General features: G+C 55.6%; 12 protein-coding genes. 8 read left to right on the top strand and 4 right to left on the bottom strand.

Features of this window, described 5'->3' with window-relative positions:
• Positions 1–4 precede the first annotated feature (4 nt).
• Positions 5–619 carry a TetR/AcrR family transcriptional regulator gene (locus tag WCT94_RS05060; RefSeq protein WP_336868314.1) on the bottom strand — a complete coding sequence of 205 codons (615 nt, stop codon included), beginning with the start codon at positions 617–619 and terminating at the stop codon, positions 5–7.
• Between the two features lie 87 nt (positions 620–706).
• Here WCT94_RS05060 and WCT94_RS05055 point away from each other — a divergent pair, with 87 nt between their 5' ends.
• From WCT94_RS05055 to WCT94_RS05035, 5 genes are all read left to right on the top strand, one after another.
• Positions 707–2,179, top strand: coding sequence for an efflux transporter outer membrane subunit (locus WCT94_RS05055; RefSeq protein ID WP_336868312.1), 1,473 nt, complete (start codon positions 707–709; stop codon positions 2,177–2,179).
• A gap of 77 nt (positions 2,180–2,256) precedes the next feature.
• Positions 2,257–3,042 carry an SDR family NAD(P)-dependent oxidoreductase gene (locus WCT94_RS05050; RefSeq protein WP_336868311.1) on the top strand — a complete coding sequence of 262 codons (786 nt, stop codon included), beginning with the start codon at positions 2,257–2,259 and terminating at the stop codon, positions 3,040–3,042.
• A gap of 273 nt (positions 3,043–3,315) precedes the next feature.
• On the top strand, positions 3,316–5,115 hold the full coding sequence (gene lepA, locus WCT94_RS05045; RefSeq protein WP_336868309.1) for a translation elongation factor 4: 1,800 nt from the start codon (positions 3,316–3,318) through the stop codon (positions 5,113–5,115).
• Positions 5,116–5,286: 171 nt separating this feature from the next.
• The gene (locus WCT94_RS05040) at positions 5,287–6,786 is read left to right on the top strand and encodes a SulP family inorganic anion transporter (RefSeq protein WP_336868308.1); all 1,500 of its coding nucleotides are present in this window, start codon (positions 5,287–5,289) and stop codon (positions 6,784–6,786) included.
• 108 nt (positions 6,787–6,894) lie between these two features.
• Positions 6,895–8,076: a mandelate racemase/muconate lactonizing enzyme family protein gene (locus WCT94_RS05035; RefSeq protein ID WP_015840886.1), complete on the top strand. Its 1,182-nt coding sequence runs from the start codon at positions 6,895–6,897 to the stop codon at positions 8,074–8,076.
• 57 nt (positions 8,077–8,133) lie between these two features.
• Here the strand turns inward: WCT94_RS05035 and WCT94_RS05030 are convergent, their stop codons facing one another.
• From WCT94_RS05030 to WCT94_RS05020, 3 genes are read right to left on the bottom strand one after another with little or no spacing between them, the layout of a single operon-like run.
• On the bottom strand, positions 8,134–11,214 hold the full coding sequence (locus WCT94_RS05030) for an efflux RND transporter permease subunit (protein ID WP_336868306.1): 3,081 nt from the start codon (positions 11,212–11,214) through the stop codon (positions 8,134–8,136).
• Positions 11,214–12,296, bottom strand: a complete 1,083-nt coding sequence (locus WCT94_RS05025) for an efflux RND transporter periplasmic adaptor subunit (RefSeq protein ID WP_336868304.1) — start codon at positions 12,294–12,296, stop codon at positions 11,214–11,216. The genes WCT94_RS05030 and WCT94_RS05025 overlap by 1 nt, the downstream gene beginning before the upstream one ends.
• Before the next feature lie 26 nt (positions 12,297–12,322).
• Positions 12,323–13,138 carry a MipA/OmpV family protein gene (locus WCT94_RS05020; protein ID WP_336868302.1) on the bottom strand — a complete coding sequence of 272 codons (816 nt, stop codon included), beginning with the start codon at positions 13,136–13,138 and terminating at the stop codon, positions 12,323–12,325.
• 153 nt (positions 13,139–13,291) lie between these two features.
• On the opposite strand from WCT94_RS05020, the gene WCT94_RS05015 reads away from it, so the two are divergent.
• The 3 genes from WCT94_RS05015 to WCT94_RS05005 all read left to right on the top strand — a co-directional run bounded on the left by WCT94_RS05015 (position 13,292) and on the right by WCT94_RS05005 (position 16,351).
• The gene (locus WCT94_RS05015; RefSeq protein ID WP_336868300.1) at positions 13,292–13,981 is read left to right on the top strand and encodes a response regulator transcription factor; all 690 of its coding nucleotides are present in this window, start codon (positions 13,292–13,294) and stop codon (positions 13,979–13,981) included.
• A gap of 5 nt (positions 13,982–13,986) precedes the next feature.
• Positions 13,987–15,186 carry a sensor histidine kinase gene (locus tag WCT94_RS05010; protein ID WP_336868298.1) on the top strand — a complete coding sequence of 400 codons (1,200 nt, stop codon included), beginning with the start codon at positions 13,987–13,989 and terminating at the stop codon, positions 15,184–15,186.
• A gap of 331 nt (positions 15,187–15,517) precedes the next feature.
• The gene (locus WCT94_RS05005) at positions 15,518–16,351 is read left to right on the top strand and encodes a transporter substrate-binding domain-containing protein (protein ID WP_277518025.1); all 834 of its coding nucleotides are present in this window, start codon (positions 15,518–15,520) and stop codon (positions 16,349–16,351) included.
• Positions 16,352–16,369 lie beyond the last annotated feature (18 nt).

Here is a 16,369-nt window from a genome sequence, read left to right as displayed (position 1 = left end):
AATTTTAAGGTGCCAAACTACGCAATATTAACGACGGCAGTAACACCGCAGCGGACGCTGATGAATCCAGGTTGTATTGCAGTTGAATAGGGCAAGCATAAGGTCGCATCACCAGATAAATGGCATCTGCCGCCTCATCCAGCGGCGTCTTGCGTTCAAACTCCCCGGACTGTCGTCCCTCGAGAAGAATTTGCTGAACAAGCTGGCGTAACTTTTCTTCATACGCAACGGCTGAAGGCCACCGTTCGCGCGAGGATACCGCGGCGATCTCATAAAGCTTGCGATCGTGAAAAAATAAATCGCTACCCGCTTCTATCAAGGCTTTATACAGACGCCTCAGCTTTTCTGAAGCCGTTGGCGCATCCACCATCGCGGCGTTGACAATATCCATGATCCTTGCCAGTCGGTTAGTACAAATCATCTCTCCGATAGCCTGTTTAGAATCAAAAAACTTGTAGATGTAGGCCTTAGAAAAGCCAATCGCTTTGGCCAGATCGGACACGGTTGTCTTCTCATACCCAAAGTGCCCGAAGTGCTCAGTAGCCGCTTCCACAATCTGATCTCGAACGCTATGGTCCGACGGCCCGCGTGGGGACGGTGTATTCATATGTTTAGTCATTTCTCAAGCTTAGCTCACCGAACGCTGATTGACAACGAGTGACCAATATGTAATATGGTCACAGCCTTTTTGACTCAAGGAACTACTATGTTATCCCTCCGTACCCTTGCTTTGGTGGTAACGACTGGTGCAATAGCGGGTTGCGCCGTTGGACCGGATTATCACCGTCCAGACGCGCCACTCGCGGATCGTTATCAGACGCAATCTGCCGTAAAACCGTCTTTAGCAGAGCAAGGAAACGTCACTCAGGCAGCCAACCTTGCCGTCTGGTGGGAAAGCTTTAATGATCCCTTACTGAGTGAGTTAGTTTCAAGAGCACTTGCACAGAATCTTGATTTGGCCCAGGCATCCGCACGGATGCGTCAGGCACGCGCCGGGCTTGGCACAGCAACAGCAGCGCTGCTGCCCTCGGGCAACATCAGCGGACAAGCCGCCCGCGCCTACCAGTCGGTTGAAACCGCGCAAGGCCAGCTACTCAATACCGTTCCTGGCTATAACCGTTACGGCAATGCTTATGAAACCGACCTCAACGCCAGTTGGGAAATTGATGTATTCGGCGGGCTAAGACGTGGTCATCAGGCAGCGCTGGCTGATTATCAGGCTTCAGAAGCCGGTGTCGCCGCCACTCGTCTGGCCGTCGCCGCTCAGACAGCCGATACCTATATCACCCTGCGTGGATTACAAACGCGTCTGGCGATCGCCAACAGGCAGGTCAATACGCAGCAAGAACTGCTGGATAAGGTACAGCGGCTCCACAGTAAAGGGCTCGCCGCAGAGTATCAGGTTCGTCAGACGGAGGGCGCGCTGTCGCAGGTTCAGGCCACCGTGCCTGCGATCCAGACCGGGATCGATGCCGCAATGAACGCATTGGATGTCATACTCGGCACGCCTCCCGGCACGCATCAAGCCCAACTGTCTGCCTCAGGTGACATTCCACAACCGCCTTCGCTCATAGCAACGGGAACACCTGCCGACCTGCTACGCCGCAGGCCGGATATTATTGTGGCCGAACGCCATCTCGCGGCGTCCAACGCCCGCATCGGGGTAGCCATCAGCGAGTATTATCCTAAATTCTCACTCAACGCACTACTCGGCAACGCCACAGCGGTGTCGAGCGGCAACCTGTTCTCCAGCGGTGCCAGCCAATCGGCAGGCGTATTGGGACTACGCTGGCGGCTCTTCGATTTCGGCCGCATTAACGCTCAGATCGATCAGGCTAAAGGACAGGAAGCCGAAGCTCTCGCGGCTTACCGCCTGTCGGTATTACGCGCGACCGAAGATGTGGAAAACACCTTGTCGGCCGTAGTCAATCGCGAGACCCAGTCCGCAACGTTAACCGCGGGGGAAACCGCGTTAACCAGCGCGCGGCAGTCGTCCTTCATCGCCTACCAGAAAGGGACTGCCAGCCTGATTGATGTCCTCCATGCCGATGAAACCCTGCTGCAAGCTTCCGATGCTCGGGCTCAGGCCCAAACAGAAGCGGCGCGCGCGGCCATCGCCGCATTCAAAGCGCTCGGCGGCGGCTGGCAGCCCCCGGAAACCACCACGAAGACGTCATAGCCCCCCACGAACCTGAGTACAGACGTGTCATAGGTTGGCATCCGTACCGTTCCCAATAACCTACTGGAGTGATTAACATGACAGCAAAAAACCATGCCTGGGTGCTCATTACAGGCGCTTCAAGCGGATTTGGCGAGGAGTTCGCGCGGCAATACGCCTCACAAGGAAAATCGATCATTCTGGTGGCGCGTCGACTCAATAAGCTTGAAATACTCGCGGAGGAATTACGCGAACATTTTAAAATTGATGTCATCGTTGAACAGGTGGATCTTTCCGTGATTAGCGCAATCAGCGATCTGCACCGCCGCTTGCAGGAACGACATATTGTGGTCGATACATTAATTAATAACGCGGGCCATGGGTTGCAGGGCCGCTTTTTAGATAAACCCTTAAATGACGCGCTGGATATGATCACTCTGGATATCACCAGTTTGACAGCGTTAACCCGGCTCTTTGCAGAAGATATGCGCACCAGACAAAAAGGCCATATTTTGATGGTCGCCAGCCTCTTGTCGTATCAGGGCGTAAAACATTTTGCCGTTTACTCCGCGGCGAAAGCCTACGTTCTGCGGTTCTCCGATGCGCTGCATCGTGAGCTCAAAGGCGACGGCATCACTGTCACCGCGCTGTGTCCGGGCATGTCCGACACCGGGTTTGCCTCCACCGCCAAACAGAAACTCACCCCGGCGTTAAAACGTGTGATGATGCAGCCTAAACCGGTTGTGCAGGCTGGTATTCGTGCGCTTCAGGCCGGACGCATGAGCGTTGTTCCGGGGCTGGGAAATAAAGCAATAACATTCCTGACCTGGGCCACGCCACGCTGGTTACATCAGACCATCATGGCCCGTGTGATGGGGGTGTAAGAGATATTGTAGATAGAGAGATAAATAGAGAGAGATAAATAGAGAGTACAAACATAGCCTCGGGAGCATCCACCATGTATTGCGTTCTCGGGGAGCAACCCCCCCTCAAACATCATGACTTGCCACAGCAAAATAAAACGCGCTATCATCGCTGCGGCTATTCACTTTTACATCTTTTGATTTTCACCTTCGCTGAATTTTTTTCAGCGCGAATTTCTCTGCCTGCTCCCGACGATACCGAGTCAGGCATTATGATGTGAAAGGCCTTGTTCTATGTGTACACCTCAGATTCGTAATTTCTGCATTATTGCCCATGTCGATCATGGCAAATCCACCCTCGCCGACCGTTTTATTGAAATGACCGCCACCGTCGCTCAACGTGACATGCGTGAGCTGCTGCTAGATTCGATGGAGATAGAGCGGGAACGCGGCATCACAATAAAATTGCAAACCGTGTGTATGCGCTATCGGGATGAAAACGGCCAGCCGTATCAGTTCAATCTGGTGGATACGCCGGGGCACGTCGATTTTTCTGCGGAAGTCTCCCGTAGTCTGGCCGCCTGTGACGGCGCCATTCTCCTGATTGACGCCACGCAGGGCGTTCAGGCACAAACCATCGCCAACCTCAATCTCGCCCAACAAGCCGGGTTAACCATTTTGCCCGTCCTGAACAAAATCGACAGCCCACAGGCCAACGTGCCGCAGGTAATGCAGCAGTTGGCAGATATTCCTTCGTTGGATATCACTACCGTGCTGTCCGTCTCGGCCAGAACCGGAGAAGGCGTGGCGGCGGTGCTGAGTGTTGTTGCTCACCGCTTCCCGGCGCCAAAAGGGATCGCTAATGCGCCGCTGCGCGCGCTGGTGTTTGACTCACATTACGATCCCTATCAGGGCGCAATCATGCACGTTCGCGTGGTGGATGGCAGCGTTCAGGCAGGATCAACGCTGTGTTTCATGTCATCCGGCACGTGTTTCGACGTCACCGAAACCGGCGTTTTTTCTCCCCAACGCCAGCCTCGTCGCGTCTTGAGAAAGGGTGAAGTGGGTTATCTCGCTGCCGGATTAAAAGATGCCGCCGCGATTCGGGTGGGCGATACGCTGACCTTAGCCGATCGCCCCGCAACAGAGCCGGTTGCACGCTATCAGGAAATAAAACCTGTCGTATTTTCTGGGCTCTACCCCGATGCGGACGACGATCTGAAAGGCCTGCGCAACGCCATGAATAAGCTGGCGCTTAATGATGCGGCGTTGCACATGGCTCCCGATGTGTCCGCCTCACTGGGTGCCGGTTTCCGCTGTGGTTTTCTTGGGATGTTACATATGGATATTGTGCGTGAACGGCTCAAACGCGAGTACGGCATCTCCGTGATCGCCACCGCGCCCAGCGTGGAATATCGGGTTACATTGCATAACGGCCAGTGCCAGACCATCGATAATCCGGCACATTTCCCCGATGAAGAGACGTTAAATTTTGTCGAAGAACCCTATGTCATCTGCACGATTCACTCACCCCAGCGCTACGTTGGCACACTGATGGAATATGGCGCATCGCGGCGCGGGGAATTTATCGATATGCAATATCTTGATAATGGTCTGGTGGCACTCAACTGGACATTGCCGCTCAGCGAAATGGTCTTCGGCTTCTTTGATGCTCTGAAATCACTGACACAAGGCTACGCGACCTTAGACTATGTGTTAGATGGCTACCGACGTTCCGATTTGGTGCGTTGTGATATTTATCTTGATAGCCAGTTAGTTGATGCTTTCTCTTTCATCATTCCCCGTCACAAGGCCTGGCCGCGAGCAACCGAGATCGTGAAAACGTTGAAGTACGTGATTCCACGCAAGCTATATCCCGTCCCTGCTCAGGCCAAAATAGGCAATCGCGTCATCGCTCGCGAAGATATTCCCCCGCTACGCAAAAGCGCATTGGCACAAGGCTTTCAGGGTAGCCTGTCGCAAAAACAGCGCCTGATCCGTAAACAACGGGAAAACAAAAAACACAATACAGGGTTCTCAAAACGAGACATTCCGCGTGAGGCATTTATGGCTATTCTGGCGCTTGATGCCTAGTTATTGACGACGAAAACACAACGATCGGACGGATATCGCGGCAAGGATATCCGCCCCTTCATTTCTCCGCGGGCTTTTCCCTGCCCGCCGATGAAGGACAGTATCTTTTATCCTGCCGATAATTTATCCTCTCCCGCCTTTTGTTATGACATAAAAATTAAGCCTGCATATATGATCTCATCACCCGACGCAACGCCGACGCCAGCGCCCTCTGCGACGTCAACGCTTGCTGTATTACGCTCGCCCTCGCTGCTAATGCGCGAGGTCTTGGCGGGCACCATCACCGCGCTGGCGCTTATCCCAGAGGTGATTTCCTTTTCCATCATCGCGGGTGTTGATCCCAAAGTCAGCCTGTTCGCCTCCATCGTGCTGTGTTTCACCATGTCCTTTCTCGGCGGCCGACCGGCGATGGTGACAGCGGCGGCGGGTGCCGTGGCGCTGGTTATCGGTCCGCTGGTTCACGCACATGGCGTAGCCTATATCCTGCCTGCGGTGATCATGGCAGGCATCATTCAGATTCTTTTTGGGCTGGCCGGGTTGGCGAGGATGATGCGCTATATTCCCCGTTCGGTGATGATCGGCTTCGTCAATGCGCTGGGCATCCTGATTTTTGCCGCGCAGGTGCCGCATGTTTACGGACAATCCTCGCTTGTCTGGCTGCTGTTTGCGCTGACGCTCGCGATTGTTCTGCTGCTGCCTTATGTGGTGAAAAGTATCCCCGCGCCGCTGGTTGCCATTGTGTCGGTGACCGCGATTGCGATTTTTACCGGCATCACGGTGCCTAACGTCGGCGATGCTGGCCCGATGCAGCCCGGATTACCGAGTTTCACCCAGTGGCTGGTGCCGTTCAATCTTGAAACACTGCACATCATCTGGCCAACCGCGCTGAGTATCGCCTTTGTCGGGCTGATGGAGTCACTGTTAACCGCCAAACTGGTCGACGACATCACGGATACCCCGTCCAGCAAGCGCCGTGAGTGCTGGGGACTGGGCGTTTCCAATATCTTCGCTGGATTTTATGGCGGCATTGCCGGGTGTGCGATGATCGGGCAGACCGTGGTCAACGTGGAGTTAGGCAAAGCGCGCACGCGCATTTCCACCCTCGCCGCCGCGCTGGTGCTGTTGCTGCTGGTGACCGGGCTGAGCGAAATCATGGCGAAGATTCCGATGGTGGTACTGGCGGGCATTATGATGATCGTCGCGCTGAAAACCATGAACTGGCATAGCCTGCACCCCGCGACGCTGAAACGTATGCCGCTGTCGGAAACGCTGGTGGTTATCGTGACAGTTATTGCGACCGTCTCGACGGGCAACCTCGCTATCGGCGTGGCAGGCGGCGTGATCTTTGCCATCCTGCTGTTTGCACGCCGCGTGGCGCACGTCATTCATGCGGAGCGTCAGGTGAGCGAAGACGGCCAGTCGGTACATTACACGGTACGTGGGCCGCTCTTCTTCGGCAGCAGCAACGATCTCTTCGAGCACTTTCTCTATGCGCAGGACCCGCAGAATGTCACCATCGATCTGACGCACGCTCAAATCTGGGATGCCTCCAGCGTGGCGGCGCTCGACGCAATCGAGACCCGCTATCATCGCTACGATGCGAAAGTCGCGATCGTCGGGTTAGATACCCATAGCACCAAAATTCACCAGCGCCTGTCCGGGCATCTCTAAGTCATCCGGCGTTCGAAGACGGCTACTGTCTCGGACGCCAGCGTTGACAACCCGCACACCTCTGTGATTAGACTCAATGATAAGCAGGCTAACTTAAGGAAAGGGTTGATGAAAATTACCGACGTGCGCGTGATTCTCGCGAATCGATATATGTTTGTTGAGGTCACCACCGACGAAGGGCTAACGGGTATTGGCGAATCCGGTGCCTGGGGCTTTCTTGATGCCTCAAAAGGTGCCGTCGAGGCATTGCGCACGTATCTGATTGGGCAGGATCCGTTGCGTATCGAGCACCATTGGCAATATATGTACCGCTGCTGGCATTTCCGCGGCGCCGCCATCATGGGTGCGATCAGCGCCATCGATATCGCCCTGTGGGATATCGCAGGCAAATATTACGATACGCCAGTTTATAACCTGCTGGGCGGGCGCTGCCGCGACAAGGCGCGCGTTTATGCCCATGCGGGTGGTCGCACTACAGAAGAAACCATCGCCAACCTGAAACAGGCCAAAGCTGACGGCTTTACCGCGATTGGTCATCTGACGCCTTTTCTGGATGAGTCGCGCGACGCGCCCTACTTCACTACTCACGCCAAAGAGATCGGCGAAGCCATCGAGCGCATCGGCCTTTATCGGGAAGCGGTCGGTAACGATGTCGACCTGTGTATCGAAGTTCACCGCCGTCTGAAACCCGCCGATGCTGTGGTGTTCGCACGCGGCATTGAGCCGTTTTATCCCTATTTCATTGAAGATCCTATCGGCGCGGATAACTTCGATTCTATGGCTGAAGTGGCCGACAAAATCAATATTCCTATCGCCACCGGTGAACGCCTGAATAATCCACAGGAGTTCGCGATGCTGATTCGCCGCAACGCGGTCGCCTATGTACGCCCTGATGTCTGCATGTGCGGTGGGATTACCGGTGCGAAAAAAGTGGCCGCGCTGGCAGAAGCCAACGATTTAATGGTGGTGCCACACAACCCGCTCAGCCCAGTGTCTACTGCCGCCTGTTTGCAGATCGCCGTCAGCATTCCCAACTTCGCGCTGCTGGAATATCCGGGAGATGACCAGCCGGCACTGTCGGAAAAATTTGGGGCGACCGGCGTAGAGAACGGCGTGCGGAAAAAAGACGTGGTGAAGAACACCTTCAAATGCGTGGATGGGTTTATGGAGATTCCGACACAGTCCGGCATCGGTATCGAGCTGGCGGACGATCTGGAGAACCGCTTCCCTTATCGCCGTCGCGGCCTGAAAACCCGACTGCACGTCGACGGTTCCGTCGTCGATCAATAACCGTGTTTCGGCAGGTCGTGGCGACCAGATATCGCGCCACGACCTGCCGTGTTGCTCTTAGGGCGGTGTCTGATTTGCCATTTTCCGTCCTTCCCACTGCATCAGCAGACTCAGCGCCGCAGGCAGAGCAAGCAATGTCAGCAGCGTCGCGACCATCAATCCGCCGATAATCGCGTAGGCCATCGGCCCCCAAAATACCTGATGTGCAATCGGGATCATGCCGAGAATCGCCGCCAGTGCCGTCAGTATAATCGGGCGTGAACGGTGACTGGCCGCATTCACGATCGCCTCCACCACAGGCTGTCCGTTTTTCACGTTCAGATCGACCTCACCAATCAGAATCACCGCATTACGAATGATCATCCCTGCCAGCGCAATCGCCCCCAGCAAAGCCACGAACCCCATCGGTGTACCCGTCGGCAGCATGGCCGCAACGATACCAATCAGGCCAAACGGCGCGGTAAGGAACGCCAGCACCATACGGGAAATCCGCTTCAGTTGAATTATCAATAACACCAGCATCACTAGCAGCGTCACTGGCAGCACCGCATACACGGAACCATTACCCTTGTCGGACTCCGCCGCAACGCCGCCTTCCGTGATGTGGTAACCCGCAGGTAACGAGGCGCGATAGCGTTCAACGTCAGGTGCCAGTTTTTCAGACAGCGCAGGTGCCCGCACGCCCGGCGCCATGTCCATTTGCACCGTAATAAACGGTTCGCGCTGACGACGCCAGATAATCGGATCCTCAACGCCATACGTAACGGTCGCAATCTGTCCCAGCGGTACGGAACGTCCATCCGCAATCGGGATTTGCAGATTGGCGATCGTCGCGACGTCTCTGCGCTCCTGCGGCGTGCCGCGAACGACCACATCCACCAGCCGATTGCCATCACGCACCGACGTCAGCGTTGAACCGGAAAATATCGCCGCCAGCATACTCGCCACATCCTGCGAACTGATACCCACGGCGCGCGCTTCCGTCTGATTCAGCACCACGTTCACGGTGCGTTCAGGTTCACCCGCCGTCAGATTCACCTCACGAACGTCGGCTTGCTTCCCTACCAGACTGGCAAGCCCCTGCGCGATGTCGCGGACACGTTGACTGTCCGGCCCCGCCACCCGATATTTAAGCGGCCAGCCCACCGGCGGCCCCAGCTCCAGTGCCGATACCCGAGCGACGATGGAACTAAAATCCCGCTCCAGCACCTGATTCAACCGGGCCGCCAGCGCATCCCTCGCGTCCAGATTTTTTGCTACCACCACCAGTTGCGCGATATTTTCGTGGCTCAGCAAGACATCCATCGGGAGATAAAAACGCACCGCGCCCGATCCGACATACGTGGAAAAATGGTCAACATCGGGATCGTTTTTCAGCACGGCTTCCAGCCGTTTCGCCTGCGTTTCCGTCGCCGCCTGTGAGGCATTTGCCGGTAGCGTCAGGCTGACCAGCAGCTCCGGCCTGTCAGATGCAGGAAAAAACTCGCCCTCCAGTCGGGTGGCACCAAACAGCGAAATGACCAGAAGAATGAGAGTAATAGCCAGCGTCATTCCCCGGTGCGCCAACGCGTGCTGGAGCCACTGGCGATACAGTCGCCCTAATCGCCCCGGCTCGTCGTGATGGTGGCTAAACGTTTTTGGCAACAGCCAGACACCGAGCAACGGCGAAAAGAGAATCGCGACAATCCAGGAGCTCAGCAACGAAATCAGAACCACGACAAAGAGCGAAAAGCAGTATTCCCCCGCGCTGGATGCGGCAAAACCTACTGGAATAAACCCAGCGATCATCACCAGCGTCCCCGTCAGCATCGGAAATGCCGTGCTTTCATAGGCCCAGGCCGCCGCGCGTTTGCGATCCCAGCCCTGCTCCAGCCGTGACACCATCGCTTCCACCGTAATCATGGCATCATCCACCAGCAGCCCCAGCGCGATAATCAGCGCCCCCAGCGAAATGCGCTGTAGCCCGATACCGGTGATTTCCATACCGATGAAGGTCATTGCCAGCACAATCGGGATAGAGGCGGCCACCACTAGTCCCGCGCGGCTGCCGAGCGACACAAACGACACCGCCAGAACAATGGCAATGGCTTCCAGCAGCACTTTCACAAAACCACCGACGGCCCCCTTCACCACCTCGGCCTGATCGGCCACGCGTGTCATCTCAATCCCATGCGGCAGTTGCGCAGAGAGCGTATTCATTTTTTCGCGAATCGCCTGACCGAAATGCAGCATGTTGCCAGTGGGCGCCATTGAGATCGCCAGCCCAATGGCCTTCTCGCCATTAACCCGAAACGTCGGCGACGGCGGCTCGGCCGTTTCACGGTTAATCGTGGCGATATCGACCAGCGGGACAAATTTTCCGCCGATGCGTAACGTAATCTGACGCAGGCTCTGCTCGGAGGTAAACGCGCCGCTGACGCGCACGGCGATCTTCTCATCGTCGGTGCGAATAATACCGGCGGGCGTGACCGCATTCTGCGCTTTCAGTGAATCGATAACCTGCTGCGCATCAATCCCTAATCCAGCCAGTCGTCGGGGAGAAAACGTCACCACAATCTGTTCTTCTTCCACCCCCAGCATGTCGACCTTACCCACATCCGGCACACTCAATAACACCGAGCGAATATCCTCGACGCGATCGCGCAGCTCTCGCGGCGAAAAACCGTCGGCGGTGAAGCCATAAATCGTACCGAACGTGTCATCAAACTCGTCATTAACGGCAGGTGGGCTGACGCCATCAGGGAGCGAACTGGAAATATCCGTCATTTTCTTACGCACCGTATACCAGATATTCGGCACGGCAGACGGCGGCGTATCATCACGCAGGTTAACGAAAACAACCGACTCCCCGGCTCGGGTGTAGCTCTCGACATAATCGAGGTACGGCGTTTCCTGTAATTTTTTCTCCAGCTTATCGGTGACGAAATTGACCGTATCGCCCACCGTCGCGCCCGGCCAGGCGGCAGACACCACCGCGGACTTGATGGTAAACGCCGGATCTTCGTTGCGGGGCAAACGTTGATAACTCATCACGCCTGCCGCCATAATGACCAGCATCATAAAGGCGACCAGTTGCTGATTCGCTAATGCCCAGGCGGACAGGTTAAAACGTGCGGTCGATTGCGGTTCTTGTGCCATTAGCGACGCCCCTCTTCATCCAGCCGAATTTTCTCATCCGGCCGTAGCTTGCTGACGCCAGCGGTTACCACGCGGTCGCCTTGTTCCAGTCCTGCGGACAGGAAGATCGCCGTGTCGCTATAGCGGGCAACGGTCACTGGCTGCAAACGTACCGTCTGAGTCGCAGAATTCACGACATAGACAGCCGGTTGATCGCCCTGCCGGGTGAGCGCAGACGCAGGCAGTTCAATGACGGCAGTATCGGACTGCTGTATCGCACCATTCACGCTGGCACCCAATACCATCGTAGCAGGCGGCGAGGTTAACGTGACTCTCACTCTAAAAGTACGCGTAACGGGATCGGCTTGCGGACTGATATCCCGCACGCGTCCCTCAGCCTGAACGTTCGGCTCAGACAGCAGCGAAACGCGGATAACGCGCGAGGCAAGTGACTGATTGACTAGTCGCTCCGGCACATCAAACACCGCATCGCGCCCGCCCAGAGAGGCCAGCTTCACCACCTCTTGTCCGGCGCTCACTACCTGACCGGGGTTTGCGCTAACCGTCGTGATGACGCCGTCCTGCGCGGCCGTGAGTTGCGTATAGCCGAAACGTTCCTGCGCACCTTTCACCGTTGCCTGCGCGCTTTCACGACGGGAAGCCGCTGCGTCCCAGTTTGCCTGCGCTTCATCAAGCTGTACCCGCGCAATCGCCCCGCCCGGTGCCAGCGCCTTCATGCGCGAAAAGTTGCTTTTCGCCAGCCGTTCCGCCGAGATGGCGCTGGCTAAATCCGCCTGCGCGCTGCGCAGCTGATTTTCACTGTCGCGCGCATCGAGCGTCGCAATCACATCGCCCCGCTTCACCGACGCCCCCACATCCACCAGACGATTAAGGATGCGGCCATCCAGCCGGAAACCTAACGCCGTTTCTTCATGTGGGCGAACTTCCCCCGTTAACGTCACGGGTTCCCGGTTCATCGCAGGCATAACCACCAGCGTTTTCACCGGCCTGACGGGCGGTGATGCAGGTAAATCATCGGTGCTGTCGCAGCCGCTAAGCAGCAGAGCTGACAGCAGACAGCAGGCAAAACGGCTGACCATCATCGCATCCTCTTACTCATCAGATAACATCAGAACGAATACAGAACGGCCAGCGTGGCGCTGGTATCATTCCGTCGTTCCACCACCTGACTATCGGCAACCTTGTCAGTGAGCCAGGTTGAGGTCACCCCGACGTTCGTTGACCAGGCGGGGCTAAATTGATGCGTCCAATTCGCCCCCAGCGCATAGCCGTAAACGCCTTTTCCAACATGGTACGCTGCCAATCCAGAGCGCTGACTCTGCTGCGACGTCACGCCGTAGTAGGTTTGGTTAAAGCGGGCATCCCCCATCAGCACGTCCGCTGACAGCGCCAGCACATCGTCTTTTGCCGCAGACTGCCATACCGTGCTCTTTGCTCCAACGCGGTACTGGTTTCCCCTTTTTGTCTCACTCAGCGCAAATTCGCCGCTCGCTTCCAGCGCCAGCCACGGTGCAAACTGATACCCCGCCGTTACGGTGGTGGTGACCGATCCTTTCACCTTGCCCATGCCTTTCAGTCGGTTTGAGCCTGCGCGCCATTGGCTGTTTTTGTCATCCCTTCCCATGTCGTAGCCAATCGCGTGATCCAGATAAAAACCGGAAGGCGATTGGTATTGCCAGCCGATGCCGCGCGTGGAATCGAAATAGAGGGGGCCGCGCTGAATGGTCAGCACAGGCAGCGCGGTGGTCTGACGAGCTTTACTTCCCTGATAGCGTGGCGCATTTTGGGCGGCGACGCCCACGGTCACATCCGTGCGATCGCCCAAGAGCGAGGGCGACGATGCTTCCGACTCCGCGGCAAATGCAGTGCCAGATAGCACGATAGCGGACAGGCTGGTGGATAAAATCATTGTTGTTATGTTCATACATCCCCTCTTTAACGCGATAATCTTGCACCGTGGTGTTTCCCCGGCGGGTGCAAGCTAATTGGTGTTGGCTTTTCGGCACCGTGGCGAATTATGCTGATGCTTAGTCAAGAAACGCTTTGTGGTTTTTTAAGATTTCATCAAGAGGTCGTAATGGCAGAAAAACGGGTGTTAATTATTGAAGACGACATGGACGCCGCCAGCGTGCTCGAAGCTTATCTGCGACGCGATGGCTATCAAGTTTCTATCGCGTCTGATGGACAAAAAGGTCTGCACATGGCGCTGACCAGTAAACCCGATTTGATTTTGCTGGACGTGATGTTGCCGAAGATGAACGGCTCTGAGGTGCTGTCCGCCCTGCGGCAGCGCAGTAATATTCCGGTGATTATGGTCACCGCCATCGGCGACGAACCGGAAAGGATTGGCGCACTGCGCTACGGTGCGGATGATTATGTCGTCAAGCCTTACAACCCGCAGGAAGTGGTGGCGCGCGTACAGGCCGTGTTGCGACGCACCGGTTACGCCATTCGGGAAGAGGCGATCCTGACATTCGAAAGTTTATCCGTTGACCCGACCTCCGTGACGGCAAGCATTGCGCTATCGCCATCCGAATCCGTGGTTCTCGACCTTACCCCCACTGAATTCAATATTCTGGTGACGCTGCTCAAAGCGCCAAACCGCGCCTTTACACGGGGCGAATTACTGGAAGCCAGCCTGCCGGAAAGCGACGCGCTGGAACGTGTGGTGGACACTCACGTCCACAATCTCAGGAAGAAGCTCAACCAGCACGGCATCATCAATGTGCTCGTCACCGTCCGTTCCGTTGGTTATCGCTTCCGGTGAACCTGATGAAAAAATCGATCTTCCTGTCAGAAAAAATGTCGCTGTGGCGCTGGCTGTGTTTCCGTATTATTTCTCTGCTGCTCGCCACCCTGCTCATCATCGCTGCCCTGATGTGGCTGCGCTTCGCCGTCAACAATGTCTACGTCGAACAGCAGATGCCGGATGGAGTGCGGGCTGAGTTTCAGCTGTTAAGCAAACAGGAAGATTACGGAAACCCTCGCTACCAGCAGATTATCAATCAGTATTACGGCCCGGATTTCTTTGTACCGAACATTGCCAGCACCGACTGGCTGGTGCTCGCGATCATGATTCTGATCGCCTTGCCCACCGTCGTCGTCGTGGTTTTGTGGCGGGCTAGGCCGCTGTCACAGCAATTTTCCAATATTGCCAGCGCCGCACGCGACGTCGCTCAGGGAAAATTTGATACGCGCACGCAGCTTGTCGAACAGGCGCCGATGGAGCTGGTGACGCTGGCAGACGACTTTAATAACATGACCGCACAATTGGAGCGCTACGAACGGGAACTGCGTGAATCCAGCGCAGCGCTGGCTCACGAACTGCGTACGCCGTTAAATGCGGCGATGGGCCGCGTTCAGGGCATGCTTGATGACGTCTTCCCACGAGATAAATCACAGCTGACAATGGTCATCAAACAGCTCGAACAGCTCAACCACGTCATTCAGGATCTGCACTTCCTGTCACTCGCCAGAGCCGGACAGCTGCAACTGGTCCACACCCCTTTCTACTTCGACGAGCTCATCACCGAACGATTGACCTGGTATCGGCCGCAGCTGGAACAAGCCGGATTCCAGACGCATACGCATATTGAACAACGCGACTTTTGCCTTGCTGACCGCGAACGGTTAGGACAGGTGTTCTCGATTTTGATTGAGAATGCATTAAGTTACGCCAGCGATGGCCGCTATCTGGCAATTGATGTACGTGAAACGACGCTGCGTGAAAACGCGCCGTGCTGGCAGATTACCGTTTCCGATCGCGGGCCGGGGATTGAGCCAGAATCGCTGCCCCTACTTTTTGACCGCTTCTGGCGGGCAGAGCATTCACGCGGGCGACACTCCGGCGGCAGCGGACTTGGGCTATCTATCGCGTCAGCCATTATCACTGCACATGGCGGCACTATTTATGCAGAACACGGCAAGAATGACGGACTTGTCATCATAATGACGCTGCCTCGTAGTACCTAAAAGAACGGTACCTAAAAGAACGGTGCATTATCAGTAATTGCCAATAGTTAAAAAGCATAGCGAAATTATTGCTATGCCTTCCCTCCGGGAAAAACATGGCAAACCGTGGCAATACTCATCGACTACATGACGAGGTACACGGTACAACCCCAGACGCCACGCCCTGTAGCGGGACTCATCGCGCGCCAACGCGATTTTTCTCCCGCGCCATACTTATATTTATCTGGAATGAGATAAGACGAAAAAAACTAATTTCATTATAAGTATTTCGCTACTCTGCATGAGCGAAATATATCGCCTCGATTAAAACTCAATCATCAAGGTAACTATAATGAAACGTTCACTTCACCAGGTATTCATGGCGATCGCGCTGATTAGCGCCTCCTTTTTCAGTCAGGCCGCCGATACACAAACCTCGACATGGCAACACATCAAACAAACCGGTGAGTTACGCATCGGCGTGGCACAGGGCGAGCCCTGGTATTTTAAAAATCCGTCAACCGGAGAATGGGACGGCATCGGCTATAACATCGGCAAAGAGCTGGCAAACGATCTTGGGGTAAAACTGGTGACAGTGGAAACCACCTGGGGCAACGCCATCGCCGCCTTACAGACTGGTCAGATCGATACGATGTTAGTACTCGACCCAACGGAAGAGCGGAAAAAAGCAGTCGATTTTCCTGAGCAGCCCTTCTTCTGGTATGCGCAAGGCGTGTTGATTCGCGATGGCATTGCCGTCACCAACTGGGACGATCTCAATCGGGAAGATGTCAAAATCGGCGTCACGCTGGGCTCCAGCCCCGACCTGATTCTGACCAAACGTCTGCCAAAAGCGCAGCTGGTACGTTTTCCGAATATGGATGAAGGCGTGGCCGCGTTCTACGCTGGCCGGGTCGATGCGCTGTCCTATTTCCACCCTGCGCTGGCACTGCAGCAGGCTAAAGTCGGCAAGGGTAATCTGATTCTGCCGAAGCCGATTATTGAGGTCAGCACCAGCGGAGCAATCCGTAAAGAAGCCGATCAGACCTTCCATAACTTCCTGAATGACGAGTTTGCCAAGCTGTATAAGTCCGGTAAGACGCAGCACTACTATGAGCAGGCGCTCAAACTGCGTGGCGTTGACGTCAGCAAAGTGCCATCGGTCATTAAAGAAGACTGGAAATAAACCAAACGCGGTTAACGC

The organism is Pectobacterium sp. 1950-15 (genome assembly GCF_037136835.1).
In the GTDB taxonomy this organism is placed as follows: Bacteria; Pseudomonadota; Gammaproteobacteria; order Enterobacterales; family Enterobacteriaceae; genus Pectobacterium.
This window is presented reverse-complemented; position numbering and strand designations above follow the sequence as displayed.

What these genes read in the sequence shown, in the direction of transcription:
- WCT94_RS05060 (WP_336868314.1), bottom strand. Translation starts at nt 619, where the DNA reads ATGACTAAACATATGAATACACCGTCCCCACGCGGGCCGTCGGACCAT.
- WCT94_RS05055 (WP_336868312.1), top strand. Translation starts at nt 707, where the DNA reads ATGTTATCCCTCCGTACCCTTGCTTTGGTGGTAACGACTGGTGCAATA.
- WCT94_RS05050 (WP_336868311.1), top strand. Translation starts at nt 2,257, where the DNA reads ATGACAGCAAAAAACCATGCCTGGGTGCTCATTACAGGCGCTTCAAGC.
- lepA (WP_336868309.1), top strand. Translation starts at nt 3,316, where the DNA reads ATGTGTACACCTCAGATTCGTAATTTCTGCATTATTGCCCATGTCGAT.
- WCT94_RS05040 (WP_336868308.1), top strand. Translation starts at nt 5,287, where the DNA reads ATGATCTCATCACCCGACGCAACGCCGACGCCAGCGCCCTCTGCGACG.
- WCT94_RS05035 (WP_015840886.1), top strand. Translation starts at nt 6,895, where the DNA reads ATGAAAATTACCGACGTGCGCGTGATTCTCGCGAATCGATATATGTTT.
- WCT94_RS05030 (WP_336868306.1), bottom strand. Translation starts at nt 11,214, where the DNA reads ATGGCACAAGAACCGCAATCGACCGCACGTTTTAACCTGTCCGCCTGG.
- WCT94_RS05025 (WP_336868304.1), bottom strand. Translation starts at nt 12,296, where the DNA reads ATGATGGTCAGCCGTTTTGCCTGCTGTCTGCTGTCAGCTCTGCTGCTT.
- WCT94_RS05020 (WP_336868302.1), bottom strand. Translation starts at nt 13,138, where the DNA reads ATGAACATAACAACAATGATTTTATCCACCAGCCTGTCCGCTATCGTG.
- WCT94_RS05015 (WP_336868300.1), top strand. Translation starts at nt 13,292, where the DNA reads ATGGCAGAAAAACGGGTGTTAATTATTGAAGACGACATGGACGCCGCC.
- WCT94_RS05010 (WP_336868298.1), top strand. Translation starts at nt 13,987, where the DNA reads ATGAAAAAATCGATCTTCCTGTCAGAAAAAATGTCGCTGTGGCGCTGG.
- WCT94_RS05005 (WP_277518025.1), top strand. Translation starts at nt 15,518, where the DNA reads ATGAAACGTTCACTTCACCAGGTATTCATGGCGATCGCGCTGATTAGC.